Source organism: Sporolactobacillus shoreicorticis, from assembly GCF_024125445.1.
Lineage (GTDB): Bacteria > Bacillota > Bacilli > Bacillales > Sporolactobacillaceae > Sporolactobacillus > Sporolactobacillus shoreicorticis.
Genome location: NZ_JAMXWM010000007.1, coordinates 1 through 15,068, shown reverse-complemented (window position 1 = coordinate 15,068; position 15,068 = coordinate 1). Strand labels below are relative to the sequence as shown.

Below are 15,068 nucleotides of genomic sequence, written 5' to 3'. Positions count from 1 at the left end.
AAATGTCCAGTCAGAAAGATCTACAATTAAGATTATATTTTATATTTCCATCATTTGCAAAGATCGTTTCTAAAACAAGACAATAAATGTGATAGAAGGTTACGATTACTTACTTTTTGATTGATGTTTCTTAATAAAGCAGTAAATTTCTTCAGCTTTTGTTGAAAAGTCATCCAACACATCAGTCATATCGAACCATTGGATCGACATTTGTCTTCGAAACCACGTTAATTGCCGTTTCGCATAATGACGCGAATTTTTCTTTAATTGACTTACTGCTTCTTCCAGTGGACATGTTCCATCAAAAAACGGAATAAACTCCTTGTAGCCAATTGCCTGCATCGCCTGTGCATTTCTAAGTCCCTGATTATAGATCGAACGTGCCTCCTCAAGAAGGCCTCCGTCCATCATTTGATCAACACGCGCATTGATACGCGTATACAGCAATTCACGCTCCATCGTTAAACCAATACATAGATACGGATAAAGCTGGCGAACAGTTTCATTTCGCACTCGATCGCTAAAAGGCGTACCGGTTTCATGATAAACCTCCAGGGCGCGAATGACCCGAACTACATTATTAGGATGAATCCGCTCTGCTGCAATCGGATCAACATGCTTTAAACGTGCAAACAGTGCGTCTCCACCTTCTTCTTGTGCAATACGCATTAATTTACGCCGATATTTCGGATTTGCACCACTGGAAGCAAAGCGATAATCGTACAATGCAGCTTTTATATAAAAACCGGTACCGCCGACTAAAATCGGTATTTTCCCTTCAGAAGATAAAGTTTCGAGTGTTTGCCGTGCATCACGCTGGTAATCCGCCACTGTATAAGGTTCGCTTGGCTCGCGAATATCAATCAGATGATGGGTTACTCCCTCTGCTTCCGCTTCAGTTATTTTTGCAGTACAAATGTCCATACCGCGATAAACCTGAAACGCATCTCCATTCACAATTTCGCTGTGAAACCGTTTGGCAAGCATAATACTGAGCTGTGTTTTTCCGACTGCAGTCGGCCCGACAATGACAATTGTTGTTTGCTTCATCTGTACGCATGAACTCCCATAATAAAAAGGTGGATACAGTATAACACAAATTACTGTGCCACCACATGAATAACCTATCTAACGCAGATGGCTATGAAGCAACTCGTGTCATGCATGGTTCTGCGGAAGATTGCAGCCAGAGCAGCTCATATCATGAGATGCCTTAACATATGAGTCCATTTGCACTTAAATATGCCATAACCTGACTGATCACGCCGATGCCGATTGCTTGATCGATAACTCGACGATAGCGCCTCTCATCATGAATGCAGCCTCTTCATTCATTATCGCTATAAGGAGCTGTGTTCCTTGAACGAGTAAATCTTTTATAGTGAACACACTCGAACGACGCTGTCAGATCAAGTTATTACCCATTTCAAACCCATTCATTCGTTTTTCAGAAGTGATGTATCATACATAGTGAAATCACATCGATAAATAAACAGATATTTCCCATCAATAATCAATCCGGTCGAGTTCGGCACTTCCGTTGCAAAATAAGAAACACGGTCACCCGTAAAAGTAGCGATTGGTTTTCCAAGCTGCGAACGGATTAAAATGACTTTCGAACGTCCGTCAAAATAATTGTGATAATTATTAACGATCCGATTAACAAATGGCATGCTGCGCTCTTGGTTTTCAACCAGCACTTTTTGCGGTAATTTATTCATAACATCCTGCAAACCTTTTTCATACATGATCAATGTACTGCCCACATGAACCACTTGCTTCCCGCCAATGGTAATATTCAAAACTGATGATTCTTTGGTCGTCTCGCCCTTATCATTTGTGCGGTCGAACTTATCGTCCCGTGTAATTGATCCTGAAATTCCTTTTATCGTATCAATCGGCTGTCCGTCTGCATCATAAGTCTGCATGGTCACATTAAGTCCTCTTAGGCTTCCTTCAACCTGAGTGGTAAAAAAATCTAATACTTGGCAGCCGCTGAGTGCGACAAGCAATAAGGCCAGTAAAACAGCCATAAGTCCGATTTTTATTTTCCTTGTCACCGGATTTCTCTCCTGTCTCATGAAAAATCAGTAAGTCTATCAAAATCATAACGTGTTCATCAGATTTTGTCATCCGTCTCAAGACAGAGCTAAGAAAAAACGCAAAAAAAAGAGGCCCTCTCAGGCCCCAAAAATAACAATGTACGGCACGTACAAAGTAGCACAGAAAACTGAACGAATTCTGAACAAAAAAAACGAACCAATGCGCTCAAATAAAAAAGGCGGAGGCCATTGCCTTTACAAGTCTACGCTCTCTTAATATCCTTAAGAAACGTTAAAATAGAATGTTTTTTATTACTATTTTATTACTTTGCAATAAAAATTGCGTAAATTAGAAAAAGCACTGCTAGAATCACAATAATGGACATGCAGCCCGATTTCCCGATAAAAAGGCGATCAAAATGATCGGTAGTCTTTCGCTTGTCTGCAGACCAACTCCTTTTTCTACTATTCCAGTCCTACATCCCTGACTGTCCGGCGATAATCACAAAGGTCGTCCACAAGAGAATCAGTGTGCAAATAATAATACCGATCAGCTTAGTTGAAAGAACCAAGTTGCCTTCTTTCTTTGATTTGTTTAAAAATACCATTAAAATAAGAGCCGCAAATGTTGCTATATAAGCAATTCCTGCGCCAACCCAATACCAGAATATACCCAGTGACCAGTAAGCCATCTGTTGGAATTCACTGCTGAACGAAGCGCCAATAAACATAAGTATAAATGCAACCAGATTCGGATGTTTCAGTTTCTCCATTAAATGATCTCCTCAATTCCTATAACTTGCTTATTTGTTACGCAACCCATCTTTTTTAATACAATCATACTGCATTAGCCTTTTATAGGCGAATGAATGAATAGAAAACAGTTGAACCTCGCTAAGCGATTTATTGTGCATAACCTCTGAAAATAAAGTATGCTTTAAGTTAAAAACACCAAAAAGCCATATCCTATTGAAGAGATAGCTGTAATGACATCTGTTATTAACTTCCAAGACAAGCTTTTGGAAATCACCTTAAAATAAATCCTTAATTTGTACTTGTTTCTTTTCCCCTAGGGGCATAGATAAATCAATAAGATGCGTGATCAATCCATCTGGATGGTAACTTTCAACAACTTGCACCTTTGCAAAATACGGATCAAAAATAAAATGAATAAAGTCATCCCATTCTTTTGTCATAGAAAAAGATATTGGGATACTCGTACTAATATCATTTTTATCTAAGTTTTGAAATTCCTTTTCGATGATCCAATAGGCGTTTTTCACCTGATTCATGAAAAGATCCAATGAGGATACATCGCGCTCTAGTCATTAATTGTTTTTTTCATAAAAAACCATCCATAAAAAAACTGAAATGCTTTAGACAAGCGTTTTGGTGTATATAACGATTTTAAACTTTGAATAACACTGTTCTTCAAAGTTTCTAAAGTTAACAGCCTCATTTTATGAGTCTAATTCTACTCTTTCAAAAAATTGTTCTAAAAACAATTTTTTTCTTTCTGAAAGTCAGAAAATATAGAGAATAAAATTGCATGTGTGAAACTATCTTCCTTGCTCTCCTCCAGACCTGCTAATATAAAGATCTGATAGACGACAAAGGGTTTATCATGCAATAGCATTATGATTTTACTACCCATTACTCTCATGGAATCCAAATCGACTTTTCTCCTAAATTTATCGTTTCTAGTCCTTTTGAGATAGAAACTTGATCTGTAAACATAACTATGTATGCGAAAATATGAAGCAAATCATCATAACATCATAACAATTTACTCTCAGATGCCATATATTGGGTTGTCGTCCATGCGCCGCGGACAATTGAAGGAGGAAACTCACTCATGCTTTCCTACAAATAAACAAAAACATTGGTCAGTGCTGAGTTTTTATTTTAAAACTTTTGTATCAATCCGCAAATTTTGTGTATAATGAACATAGGAAGAAAATAAATCCGCCAGTGCTTCCACACTGACGGGATGCAATATCCGCATATGAGCGGAACGATGCTTGAACAAATTACACAAATTGAAGGTAATCCGTCTTAGCCACCGTGAATGGCATACGAGACGGATTATTTCTTTTTATTTGACAGCATCAGCATTAGCACTGCAAAACTAATCATTAATGTTAACGATTGGTATACTGTCATAGGCTCCACCCCCTTTCAGAGGGCGTCACCGTATCCGCTCATATGCTTCATCTATTGCCTGAACTGATTATATCATATTCTATAAACCTGATAGACTTAACATAAAAATACCCGTCCATTGGAAGCGGACGGATATTTTTATGCGCTCCGAATAGTTGGTGTGCTAAATATAGCTGCTTTTCTAACTATACGTTTCTGACGAATTATAGCAATAAAGCTTACGGACGTGTTAATCATATTTATAAATAATTATAATAAATTTCAAAGGACTTCTTAATATCATTTTGAAAATTTACTTTTCATATAATCTAATATGAAGGAGATAATCACATACCCTATTAAAGCGGGAAGATAATAACCAGTTCCTCCATCAGGATTAACAAAAATGCATGTGAATAAAACAATAACAAGAATAACTTTAATTAAAACAATTACCTTATTATTCGCCAACGCCCCTTCACCCCACTATTTATTATAGATGCGGCTCACTTTACCTGCAAGATGCGTTCTCGCCTTGTTTGTATAGAAATAATATATTGTTTTTTCTTTTATCGGTACTCCATTGAACCATTTTCTATATATTTTTTCTGTGACATATTCATTAGGAGCATATGCAGCATAGAAAATTGCGGCAATATCGTAAACAGCCCTTGCCTGTGCCCAAGGAACAAATTCCATAATAGCAGCACTTATCGCTGATTTTGTAACTGCGATAAACTTTTTTGAATACTTAAGCGTCCCCCAGTACGTCCAATTTATCCCACCGCCGCCTGGACCTGGCGTCATTTGAAATGGAGTTATCGTATTTTCATTTAAATTATCAGTAATGTTGCCCGCATTCGAATAGAGGGCAAAAGAATCCGGTACTTCAATTTTAATTGGATCTATTTTTGTTTTCCCGCTAGCATTATTGGCGAATAACGAAAGCGGGGTAAGCGTTATGGCCAACGTTAAAACCCAAAAATAAATTTTAAAATTTCACCGAACTTATGCAATTCATACAATCACTCCTTATAGTTTATATGAAAATATTACCATAGCTTATACCGCACTAACCCGCACATCTTCTGTGTGACCACGCATTTTTTCATGCGTGGTTTGTAATCTATGTCATACGGTACCACACACGATCACGCATGAAAATGTGGTAAATCATTACATGGATAAATTATAAAACGAGAGCTTAATAGTTTATAGAAGGGTATAGCAAGATAACTAATCTTTCCCCATTCCCATGCGAGTGCTTGGGATTTTTATGTAAAGGAAAACGGGGAACCGCCGAACAGGGATCCCCCGTCCCTAGCTGTTTAGTCAGCCCAATTATTTGTATTATATCCTATGTACGCCCGTTTTTCCGGGCAGTGAATCATTTATATTATTTATGTGCTTGTTCCTTCACAGCTTCGGTTACTTTTGCTTTCAATTCATCAATAACCTTGGCCACCTCATCAGCAGTCACATTTTTCAGGCCTTTCTTCTTAAGTGTGTCTGCAATGGCCAGCGCGGTCGCGTCTTTGGTCTCCTGGCTGTCAAACACGGTCGTGAGATGGGTGAATATGGCGTGAACAAAGTTATTGATATGATCTTAGCCAAAACAGATTTGGGCAAGCACATCACGCCACACGGGCTTAGACATACGCATGCAATTATGCTACTTGAGAGTGGTGCCGATATCAAGTCAGTGAGTAAACGGCTTGGTCACAGCAGCGTCGAATTTACAGCAAATGTATACGTCCATTTCACAAAGAACTTGGAAGAAAAATTGATCAATAACCTACAGTCGTATCTGACGTATTAAAATTGTGGGGGCAAATTGGGGGCAAATCACTTACACACCCCTCAGAAACCCAGTCACTGCACGCGTTTAAACATTTTTTCCATTTCGTAGGGCGTATAGTCAGAGCCTTCCCCATAATTTCATAGATTGAAAAAATCCCTTTGTAGAGCCATTTTTCAAAATGGTGTTTTCAAGTAAAATCATAGCTTTTCAAATCTACATGGGCAAATTATGGGCAAAGGAGTGTCAGATAAATGAACCAATGGAATGTAGCTGATGCATTAATTGAAGAAAACAATCGCAGTCTAATCGAACTCAGAAAATATGCAGACGAACATCGCTACAGCTTTAATGATCGTGCCGTATACTATGCAGTTGAGAATGAGATCGAACGACTTGAGAAGCAAAATAAATGGCTCGCTGAACGGTGATCGCGATGCCGAAAAAGACAAAAACAATTCTGGAAATCTCTTTGATTTTGATTACCCTTTTATCATGCTTTGTTTTTGCTTATCGCACGCTAGGCAATCCTGTTGGACTTCATCACACTGTCATCCGCATCTTTGATGATCATGTTGACGTTTACCATATTAAGGACGGCGTTATGACTATTCGCGCAGAAGCCGAAGGATGGGACGGATCAGGTTGGTCACAAACTAATGCCCATCGTGATGGGTTGAGGAAAATTAACAAGCTACATGCCGCTGTGATCGATGAGAACTATCCAGTAAGGCAAATCAATGTGATGGTTACGTACTATGGAAAGAAAGAGATTGAACGTACGCTATACATTAAATAATCCTATTCCTACGCTTAATTGCGTGGGATTTTTATTGAAAAGATTTCAGAAAATCTGAATTACAAAATTAGCAAAAACAAGCCAAGAAACGTTTAAATCACCGCAAAGAAAGTTATTTATCCCATTGTAACCGTTATTTTCGCCAAAAGTGCAATTTGCACGATCTCGTGGGGTTATAGATAATGCTCTTGAGGGGATCGGTGTGGTGCTCTTAACATAGAAAATGCCCGTCCATGTGAGGGTGGATGGGCATTTTTATTTTACGTCTTATCTCATTTTAGTGAGCGATTTTTGATACTTCTTCAAATAGCTTTCTGCTTCCAAAATGCTTCCTTTTTATTGCCTATTGTATATTTTCAAAAATTCACTTGACGGTTGATAAGGCAAAGATTTATAAAGATGATCTTTCAAATCAACCCACTCTCCCCCATCAATAACACCTGTTAAATCAACTTTTTTTCTATCCGTGTAATAAGTGAATACATAATAATCTTCCTTATTACCTTTAATATGAACCTCTTTTCTATAGGCATCGCCAACATCCTTTGGTGCATATATTTTTTGTATTAGAACCCGTTTTGCCGGAAATCTGTACTCAATGATATACTGATCTAATATTTTTTCCGCCTGATTTTTTGTTTGATAATGTGCATAAACCTTGAAAAGAGAGATTCCAACTATAATCACTAATACAACTGAAATACCCCAAAATACTACTCGTTTTTTCTTTTTTTTCAAAATATCGCCCCCTTTTAGTATGTTTTGACAAGTTTTAATCCATATTTTTTATAGATTACTGGATGTGGTGTATTTTTATTAACCATTCCATAAGGTGTCACGATGCCCCTTTCTGGGACGACGACTTTTTCTTTTCCCGAGCCATAATAATAAGCTTGAAAAACCAGCTTAGAACAATAGCTTGGCGATAATGAATAAAGGTGAGGCGTTAAAGAATAAGTTATGTGAACATGTTTACCGCTTGAGTATTTTCCTGCCCAAAATCTATGATATGCGTAAGTTCCCACCTTGTTTGCTAAAGACTTGCTTTTAATACGATATACTTTAACGTACTCTTTTCCTTTGGAATATTGAGAAAGCCATTTTTTTATTGATATATGCCTATTATTGTTTGGGAGAGGCTTCAACCCGCTTTTACCAGGCAAATCAACAATGTTTATACTACTTGTAGCTATTGCTATATGACCCAATATGCCATATGAACTAGTATGATTAGTTAATAACATGTCTCCAGTGCGAAATTTAAATGAACCTCCAGATTTAGCCAATGTATAAACCATCAAATCATTACTATTGTCCTCAGGCATTTGTCCATAATTATTGGCACGTAACCATTCTGCATAACTCGTATTACTGTTTATAATTTTTGCGTTTATTGCCTGACGATACACAGGTATAAATTCAGTATTATTTTGTGTAATCCAATCAGCATAATTTACGTTAACGGGATCAATTGCCTTATCAGCGATTCCTTCATTATATATTTTACCATAATCAACTTTTGCTTCCTCAGCACTGATTGGCTGAACGCCTACAAAGAACAAAGAAATCAATAAAGGTAAAATTAGCAAAATTTTTCTTTTCATGCTTTTGTCCCCCATGCAATAATAAGTTTTAATTATCTTACAAACAAATGATAACGCTAAACTGAGCAAAAAAACCCGCACATTTCATGCGTGGCTCCGTATTTTTTATGCGTGGTTTGTGATCTATGTCATACGGAATCACGCACGATCACGCACGCTACCATGGTAAATTATTACAGTAATAAACTGCCAATCTATCCATATATTATATTCATTATTTTTATATAGTGGTATTATGGTAATGGGCTGTTTTAACTATGAATATACGAGTTGCTAGTGTTATTCAATTTTTGGAAGGTAGTAAATCTTCGTGGTATCTTTGTAATCGGATACTCATCCTTGATGCAAAAGAGCAGTATCAAACGGGTGATTCTGTTATGATCGACGGAAAAAAATACAAAGTGATCGAGGATCTTTCTGTACTAAGAATCACGCCAACAGAAAAATAACTATTTTTCCCTTCATGCATAGCATGAAGTTTTTTTATTTTCAAAACACTTTTATTGGTAAAATTATCCTTTGAATAGATGTTAGTTGTATTCACATCAAATTAGGAGGTTTTATCAATGATTCGTAACATGTACATTATTCAGTATCTCGATCGATCTACCGCATGGTTTATGTGCGCAACCTTGGAGCTTCAATCAGCGCTTTCAAAGTATCAGAAGGGGGATATCATTGAAGTTAATGACCAGAGCTACCTTGTCATTGAAGATTTTGGACGGTTAAGAGTTAAGCGCTTTAATGGTGAAATAAATCCTTTTGTTTCTTTGATGGACCAATTTTCAAATCAATAAAAAATTGCTGCGTCTTTACCGATATAATTAATGTAAAATAAAACTAACTCCCCTCTCTCCCTGCTACGGTGGGGATATTTTTTTATAAATATTGTTAATAAAGCGTTTACTTTTTGTGTATTAGGTTATAAGGACTATGAACAACATACCAGTTCCCTATTTTTTGTTTCCCATGCGAGAGCGTGGGATTTTTTATGTAAAAAGAAAAAGGGGAACCGCCAAATAGCGATCCCCCGTTTCTAGCCTGTACGATCCGTAACAAGCCCAGCTCCTTAATTGACTTTATTATACCATATGTATCCCGGCATAGCCGGGCTTCTTACGTTATGTCAGTTTAAATTATTTTAAACTTTTTTGGGTTATTTTTGTTCCGGTGCTTCTGTCTGCGCTTTAACCGCGTCCTGCGCTGCCTGCTGTTCGGTCAGCTGTTCCTGTGCAGCTGCGGTCTGATCTTCTGCCTTAGTCTGCTCAGCGGTATCCTTTTTCGGCTCTGTGTACGTCTGCGCCTGCTTGCTGTCTCCGATGCCGGCAGTCGTCGGGTCTTGTACTACGCCCAATGTGCCAAGCAGCGTAAAGATCACAGCAACCGCCTGCGTGAGTTGATCCGTCAGCGCCTTACTGTCAAACTGGACGCTCCACCAACCTGCCGAGTTACCAAGTGTGACGACAGCCGCCAAGATACCGATCACCTGTGCCACAAAGGAAACATCAAAAGTTTTATTCTTAAAACGTACCAACCAATTGATTTTCATGAATGATCTCTCCCTTATTTTAATTTCAGAATTTGTCCTGGATAGATGATGTCCGACTTGAGCTTGTTCAGTTTTTTCAATTTCGCAACCGTCGTCTTGTTCTTAATCGCAAGATCCCAAAGCGTATCGCCTTTCACTACTTTGTGTGTCGGTGATTTTTTCGGTTTGGATTTTTTCTGTGCGGCAACAGCCTTGTCCAATGCCTTTGCAGTCTGTGGGCCATAGATGCCGTCTGCGGTCAGTCCATGAGTTAATTGGAACCGGCGAACCGCGTCTTCCGTTTTCGGTCCATAGATACCATCACAGCCATGATTATTTGCGCTTTTATCCGGATAAAAATAAACGCTAGAAAGCTTTTTCTGCATGGATAGAACAGCAGCACCGCGAGATCCACGCTTCAGAAGAGATCCGGAAGGCTTTTTCTTTGCGACAGGTTTTTCCTTAGTTGGTTTAGAGACTGAAGGTTTGCTACTACCACCGACAATCGCATCCGTGTAAGCAATGTTTTCGTCCACGTTGCCGCTAATACCCGGCACTCGCGCGCTGGATGTATGCTGCCAAATATGCGCATCTCGGCCAAGTGTATCATTGTACCGTGCAATCCAGATTAAGAGACCTGGGCGCAACTTGGACTCAATCAGACGGCTTTCAAAAAATGACTTCCCGGAATAGATTCCTAGTTTGGTGTGCCCTGCTTTTTCCAGCTGATCGAAAAACGCATTGACAAACGCCGTCAGTTTATCCGGATCTTTATTCAGACTTGTCGCTTCCACATCACAAAATAAGTAGGATTCATTTCCAGTCAGATTTTTCAACAACCAATCTGCTTCTGCCCGTGCATCTGCTTCCGAAATGCCTCGAAAAAAGTGATAAGCGTGGACGGCCAGACCTGCTGCCTTTGCTCCGGCAATATTCTTTTTAAAATATGGGTCAACAATCCGACTCCCTGCTTCACTGCCCTCAGTTGCCTTAGCGATTACAAACTTGTAGCCTGCACCCTTAACTTTGTTAAAATCAATGTCGCCCTGGTAACGAGCCACATCAATGCCTTTAATTTCGGTCATTTCTGATCCCCTTTTCCTTTTAGAATACTCACGGCATTCTTAATCTGATCGGGCACGGGCAGACCCGTTCGTCCTGCATTTTCCAAAATAGACAAAAGTTCATTGGCCAAATAAAAATAAACGGTCGCATCCATAAACACGTGCCCAAAACCAACAGCCGCATCCGCTAGATGAGCCACAGCGACAATAGAAAAGAGCATCACCTTTTTAGCGATGCCCCGAAAGCCGATCTTGCTTGACAGCGTGCCGGTGTAAGCTGCGGCCAGCAGCCCGCTCAAATAATCAATCACGACGAACGTTAAGAGAATCTGTATCAGCGGCGTCCACCCTCCATACAAATAGCCTGTTAATGCCCCCACTGCCGCCGCAATTAATCGATAGATGGTTTCGTATTTGTTCACCGTTTAGCCTCCTTTTAATTTTGAGCATAAAAAATAGACCCGCCTCGGGTCTAAGCAAGCTATCCTCCTTTATTGGGGTATGAAAAAAGAGCCCGAAGGCTCTGTTTACTGAGCCGGAGCCATCGGCGTTACGTGAATGCCTTCGCTTTCTGCTCCATCGCCCATAATGTTGACTTCCACCGCTTTAAGTGTGTACATCTGGCCATTTTTTAAATTGCTAATCGTTCCGGTAAGCACCTTTGCCGCTTGCTCGATGGGCGTACCCCAATCAGATGTTTCACGAGTTTTGCAATATATTTTGTGTTTGATGACCGGACTGCCCCCATCAGATTCCGGGGGATTGATAGTAAAATCAATAGCACCATCTTTGGCTACCGCCTCAATCTTTGGCGCACCAGGAACGGCTGCGTAATCCTCACTGGTGATTATCTTGTAATCGTTTACTGTAATGTCTTTTGACTTTACAAACTCTTTCACATCATCATTCGTGTAAAGCTTAAGCCGATAAAACTCTTGAACCCACTCGGCCATTTGCCCGCTTAATTCGCTCGTATCACTCACTGTGTCGCATCTCCTTTCAGATCTGCTATGTCTTGTTTAAGAAGATCAATATCCTGCTTCATTTTTGCTTGATCAGCTAGAATTTGAGAAATCTGCTGCTGCTCGGCTGTCGCGGGTTCTGAATCGAATTCTTGGCCTTCACCGAGTGTAAACTTTGAAAAATCGGAAATTCCATTAAATGAAAAAGCAACATTGTTTCCATTGAGGCCTATAATATCAGAGGATGTTTTAATAATCTTTTCAGCTACAAATTGTGTATTTCCAAATGTTAGAGTTTTCATGATGGGTATATTTGTCCTCCATTATATTTTGCTTGCGCCGTAGCTCCCGTAGGAAGGTATCCCGTTCCCTTAAACACTATGGACGAGTCACAACCGATTCCGATGTTGCTATCCGTTGTTGCGCCTTGGTCAAAATCATAGAGTTTAAGTGTTGATCCGCCAGTAGCATAAACCGCAAAATTGGCATTTGTTATTCTAATTTTGTTATGGAGTTCTAATGTCGTTGCTGATGACGCATACACACCCGCAACACTTTTTTCTCCAACTTCGCTTGTCACATGTGATGAAAATATATCTGATCTGAACACACCCGAAAGGGCCACAACATTTTTTCTATCCTCATCCGTAAGGGTTTTAAGGTTAAAGTTTAAGTACCTCATTGATATAATTGAAAATATATTACGTATTAAAAACTGATCGTTAAGATTGATTGTAGCTCTGTCACTATCACTAACAGTATCTATATCAGAAGTAGCAAACCCGTTAGATATTTCAATACGTCCTCCAAGTTTAGAGGACAAAGTTAGTCTGGTTTCATTGAATACCGCCGCCGCCGGCACTATAATGCTAACCATGTGCTCATTATTAACAGTTGGTATACTATCAAAGGTTTTCTGGATTGTTTTAAATGGTCTAGATTCCGTACCATCCCCTGTTTCATCGCTACCATCAGGAGCGGCATGTATTTCCATATCTTCTGTGGTCATTAGCGGCACATACCCAACTCTTGCAACTTCCTGATTACCACCAGCGCCAAAAAATAGCTTTCTTGTATCCGTTGCGACACCAATTTCCCCGGCCATCAGTTGCGGCAGATCCGCTTCGTTTCCACGATAATGCTGTATTGGTCTATATGTCACGACCATACACCCCCATCAATTAGATTTTTCCTGTCCTCGACAACTCGATCTGCAAATGTGCCGCAGTCGATTACTTCGGTGTCTCTCGTTGCGCCGAATTCTCCCGCATCGATCGGGGCAAGCTGCGCGGCAATCAAACTGTAATCGGCGTCAATACGCTCCCCGATCGTGCTATGACTGTCGCCGGTCTTCGTATTGGTTCGGGCAGCAACAATTTCGGCGCTGGACGGATCATCAATCGTCATGTTTGCGATTTCATCGTTAAATTTCTTTTCCAGCGTGTCTTGTCTTTGTTCGGTTTGTTCCGTCCGGGTTGTCGCTGCCTCTGCTTCATTGTTTATGGCTTCCAATCCATCCGCCAAACTGCCCCGGACTTCCCGACCGTACACGGCGGTTCTGATCTTATTTAAAAAATCCTTAATATTTGCCATTAGGCTGTACCTCCTTCCAACGCTTCCACCCGGCTCACTAAATCGTCCAAGTCAACAGCAGCGGTCACACTAATCAGAGCAAGCTTTTCGCTCAGCCCATCTAGGTCAATTTCTTGCAATACCGTAATCAGATCCAGCTTCGCCTTATCCGCAGCTGACAGCAATCCTGAAGCTTCCGACGTCGCTTCCTCATAATCTCGTAGGTTGTCTAGCTTTGCCTTGTCCTCGGTGCTCATTAATCCGGCAGTTTCTAGTGTAGCTTCCTCATAGCTTTGCAACCCATCCAATCTCGTCTTGTCTGCGGCAGACATCAACCCGTCTGTTGTCGGTGTTGCTGGTCCGTAAGATGGTAGACCGTCTATAGCCTCGTTTAGATCATCTACAGCGCTCTGCAAGTTTCCCACGGCCTGCTTCAGCCCCGGAATGTCCCCGTCCGCTAACGCTTGTTGCATTGTTTGCACGGTGCTGTCCACAGAATCTAGCTCTGTTTTCAGTGTACCGATCGTCTGTGTTTGACTTTCCACCGTCCGTTCCAGCTGAACAATATTTTTAACTTGTTTTCGGCTTGCCCTTTGATATTCAGTCAGTGTCTGATACTTGTCGCCGATCGTTAGTGAGATATTCAGAGGATTCACGAGATCGTTGTCCTTCTCAATCACCTGCAGGCGCTCGTTAATACCGAACACCGGATTAACCACCGCATAGCGATTCCCGGGTTCCAACTCGTCGAATTCACTATTGATTAGACTCACATCGACCGGCGTCAGTGAATACGTGACCTTCGCCGCTTTCTGCTGCGCCAGAAACTGTTCGCCCTTTGCCTTTAATGTTGCTTTATCCGATACGTCGTCTAGATCGAGCGTGCCTACGATAAGGCCAAATTCAGCGATCATCTCCGGATCATCCAGGTAATCCTTACCACCATTCACATCGGCAATGGTAATCCGCGCCTCGCTTGCTCCCGTGTCATCCGGGTTGTCACTTTCAATTTTTGCACCCAGCGGGACCAGACGCGTAATCACGTCCAGCGGATCGATCTCACGTTTCATGTCCTTCAGGTTTGATCTCAGCCGGATCTCGGTCTCCGAATCCTCGCCGACCTCTGCCAGGTAGTCGATATAATTTCCGTCCGCTGCTTCCCGGATGACCAGAAAGCCGCCCAACCGATCCAGCAGCTTGTCCTTAATCGTTGCATAGGTCTTATCGTAGCCAAGATACCGATACAGGCTGTCGTTCGGGTCCGTCACTGTCACCTTGCCAAGTTTAAACTGCTTGTACGTCTCGACCTGCCGGTTGTGATTCTCAAGAATCACGCCAAGAAAATCACGCACAGTGATGTTATGATATTCGCCGAAACGCTGATTCGAGTCATTAAGATATGCCAATCGATCTTCACACGCATACTCGATACTGAACAGTCCGTCACTAGTCATCGTCTGTGTAGGTTTGAGCACGCGGCCTTTGAAAATCCGCTTATTTCGCTTAATATCCCGAGCTTCGATCAATGTTTTCAGCGGCTTGATTTTCCCCCATCCT

Annotated in this window: 21 protein-coding genes; 5 read left to right on the top strand and 16 right to left on the bottom strand. The window is 40.7% G+C overall.

Features of this window, described 5'->3' with window-relative positions:
- Positions 1–105 precede the first annotated feature (105 nt).
- From miaA to NIE88_RS07625, 6 genes are all read right to left on the bottom strand, one after another.
- Entirely contained in the window at positions 106–1,050 is a 945-nt protein-coding gene (miaA, locus tag NIE88_RS07650; RefSeq protein ID WP_253060737.1) for a tRNA (adenosine(37)-N6)-dimethylallyltransferase MiaA, read from the bottom strand.
- Between the two features lie 386 nt (positions 1,051–1,436).
- Complete coding sequence (locus tag NIE88_RS07645; RefSeq protein WP_253060736.1) at positions 1,437–2,060, bottom strand: DUF5052 family protein; 624 nt, start codon at positions 2,058–2,060, stop codon at positions 1,437–1,439.
- A gap of 458 nt (positions 2,061–2,518) precedes the next feature.
- Positions 2,519–2,815 carry a hypothetical protein gene (locus tag NIE88_RS07640; RefSeq protein ID WP_253060735.1) on the bottom strand — a complete coding sequence of 99 codons (297 nt, stop codon included), beginning with the start codon at positions 2,813–2,815 and terminating at the stop codon, positions 2,519–2,521.
- Between the two features lie 258 nt (positions 2,816–3,073).
- Positions 3,074–3,334 carry a hypothetical protein gene (locus tag NIE88_RS07635; RefSeq protein WP_253060734.1) on the bottom strand — a complete coding sequence of 87 codons (261 nt, stop codon included), beginning with the start codon at positions 3,332–3,334 and terminating at the stop codon, positions 3,074–3,076.
- A gap of 1,336 nt (positions 3,335–4,670) precedes the next feature.
- Positions 4,671–5,153, bottom strand: a complete 483-nt coding sequence (locus tag NIE88_RS07630; RefSeq protein ID WP_253060733.1) for a hypothetical protein — start codon at positions 5,151–5,153, stop codon at positions 4,671–4,673.
- 427 nt (positions 5,154–5,580) lie between these two features.
- A complete protein-coding gene (locus NIE88_RS07625) occupies positions 5,581–5,742 on the bottom strand; it encodes a hypothetical protein (protein WP_253061105.1) in 162 nt (53 codons plus the stop codon).
- Positions 5,743–5,766: 24 nt separating this feature from the next.
- Between NIE88_RS07625 and NIE88_RS07620 the strand changes: the two genes are divergently transcribed.
- The 3 genes from NIE88_RS07620 (at position 5,767) to NIE88_RS07610 (ending at position 6,781) form a co-directional block, all read left to right on the top strand.
- Complete coding sequence (locus tag NIE88_RS07620; protein ID WP_373689414.1) at positions 5,767–6,003, top strand: tyrosine-type recombinase/integrase; 237 nt, start codon at positions 5,767–5,769, stop codon at positions 6,001–6,003.
- Between the two features lie 233 nt (positions 6,004–6,236).
- Complete coding sequence (locus NIE88_RS07615) at positions 6,237–6,413, top strand: hypothetical protein (RefSeq protein ID WP_253060732.1); 177 nt, start codon at positions 6,237–6,239, stop codon at positions 6,411–6,413.
- Between the two features lie 5 nt (positions 6,414–6,418).
- The gene (locus NIE88_RS07610; protein ID WP_253060731.1) at positions 6,419–6,781 is read left to right on the top strand and encodes a class 1 isoprenoid biosynthesis enzyme; all 363 of its coding nucleotides are present in this window, start codon (positions 6,419–6,421) and stop codon (positions 6,779–6,781) included.
- A gap of 336 nt (positions 6,782–7,117) precedes the next feature.
- Here NIE88_RS07610 and NIE88_RS07605 read toward each other — a convergent pair whose 3' ends face one another.
- Positions 7,118–7,519 carry a hypothetical protein gene (locus NIE88_RS07605; protein ID WP_253060730.1) on the bottom strand — a complete coding sequence of 134 codons (402 nt, stop codon included), beginning with the start codon at positions 7,517–7,519 and terminating at the stop codon, positions 7,118–7,120.
- A 14-nt stretch (positions 7,520–7,533) separates the two neighbouring features.
- On the bottom strand, positions 7,534–8,385 hold the full coding sequence (locus tag NIE88_RS07600; RefSeq protein WP_253060729.1) for a hypothetical protein: 852 nt from the start codon (positions 8,383–8,385) through the stop codon (positions 7,534–7,536).
- 257 nt (positions 8,386–8,642) lie between these two features.
- Between NIE88_RS07600 and NIE88_RS07595 the strand changes: the two genes are divergently transcribed.
- Together NIE88_RS07595 and NIE88_RS07590 are read left to right on the top strand one after the other, a co-directional pair.
- The gene (locus NIE88_RS07595) at positions 8,643–8,834 is read left to right on the top strand and encodes a hypothetical protein (RefSeq protein ID WP_253060728.1); all 192 of its coding nucleotides are present in this window, start codon (positions 8,643–8,645) and stop codon (positions 8,832–8,834) included.
- Between the two features lie 117 nt (positions 8,835–8,951).
- On the top strand, positions 8,952–9,182 hold the full coding sequence (locus tag NIE88_RS07590; RefSeq protein WP_253060727.1) for a hypothetical protein: 231 nt from the start codon (positions 8,952–8,954) through the stop codon (positions 9,180–9,182).
- A gap of 359 nt (positions 9,183–9,541) precedes the next feature.
- Here NIE88_RS07590 and NIE88_RS07585 read toward each other — a convergent pair whose 3' ends face one another.
- From NIE88_RS07585 to NIE88_RS07540, 8 genes are all read right to left on the bottom strand, one after another.
- Entirely contained in the window at positions 9,542–9,934 is a 393-nt protein-coding gene (locus tag NIE88_RS07585; protein WP_253060726.1) for a phage holin, read from the bottom strand.
- 14 nt (positions 9,935–9,948) lie between these two features.
- Positions 9,949–10,998: a GH25 family lysozyme gene (locus NIE88_RS22380; RefSeq protein ID WP_290446360.1), complete on the bottom strand. Its 1,050-nt coding sequence runs from the start codon at positions 10,996–10,998 to the stop codon at positions 9,949–9,951.
- Positions 10,995–11,399 (bottom strand): phage holin family protein, encoded by a 405-nt coding sequence (locus NIE88_RS07565; protein WP_253060725.1) that lies wholly within the window; start codon positions 11,397–11,399, stop codon positions 10,995–10,997. The genes NIE88_RS22380 and NIE88_RS07565 overlap by 4 nt, the downstream gene beginning before the upstream one ends.
- A 105-nt stretch (positions 11,400–11,504) precedes the next feature.
- Positions 11,505–11,960: an XkdX family protein gene (locus tag NIE88_RS07560; protein ID WP_253060724.1), complete on the bottom strand. Its 456-nt coding sequence runs from the start codon at positions 11,958–11,960 to the stop codon at positions 11,505–11,507.
- The gene (locus NIE88_RS07555; protein WP_253060723.1) at positions 11,957–12,241 is read right to left on the bottom strand and encodes a hypothetical protein; all 285 of its coding nucleotides are present in this window, start codon (positions 12,239–12,241) and stop codon (positions 11,957–11,959) included. Before NIE88_RS07555 ends, NIE88_RS07560 begins: the two co-directional genes overlap by 4 nt.
- Positions 12,238–13,101: a hyaluronate lyase N-terminal domain-containing protein gene (locus NIE88_RS07550; protein WP_253060722.1), complete on the bottom strand. Its 864-nt coding sequence runs from the start codon at positions 13,099–13,101 to the stop codon at positions 12,238–12,240. The genes NIE88_RS07555 and NIE88_RS07550 overlap by 4 nt, the downstream gene beginning before the upstream one ends.
- Entirely contained in the window at positions 13,098–13,532 is a 435-nt protein-coding gene (locus tag NIE88_RS07545; RefSeq protein ID WP_253060721.1) for a hypothetical protein, read from the bottom strand. The genes NIE88_RS07550 and NIE88_RS07545 overlap by 4 nt, the downstream gene beginning before the upstream one ends.
- Positions 13,532–15,068: phage tail protein (locus tag NIE88_RS07540; RefSeq protein WP_253060720.1), on the bottom strand; the 1,537-nt coding region annotated here is incomplete at its 5' end. The genes NIE88_RS07540 and NIE88_RS07545, both read right to left, overlap by 1 nt.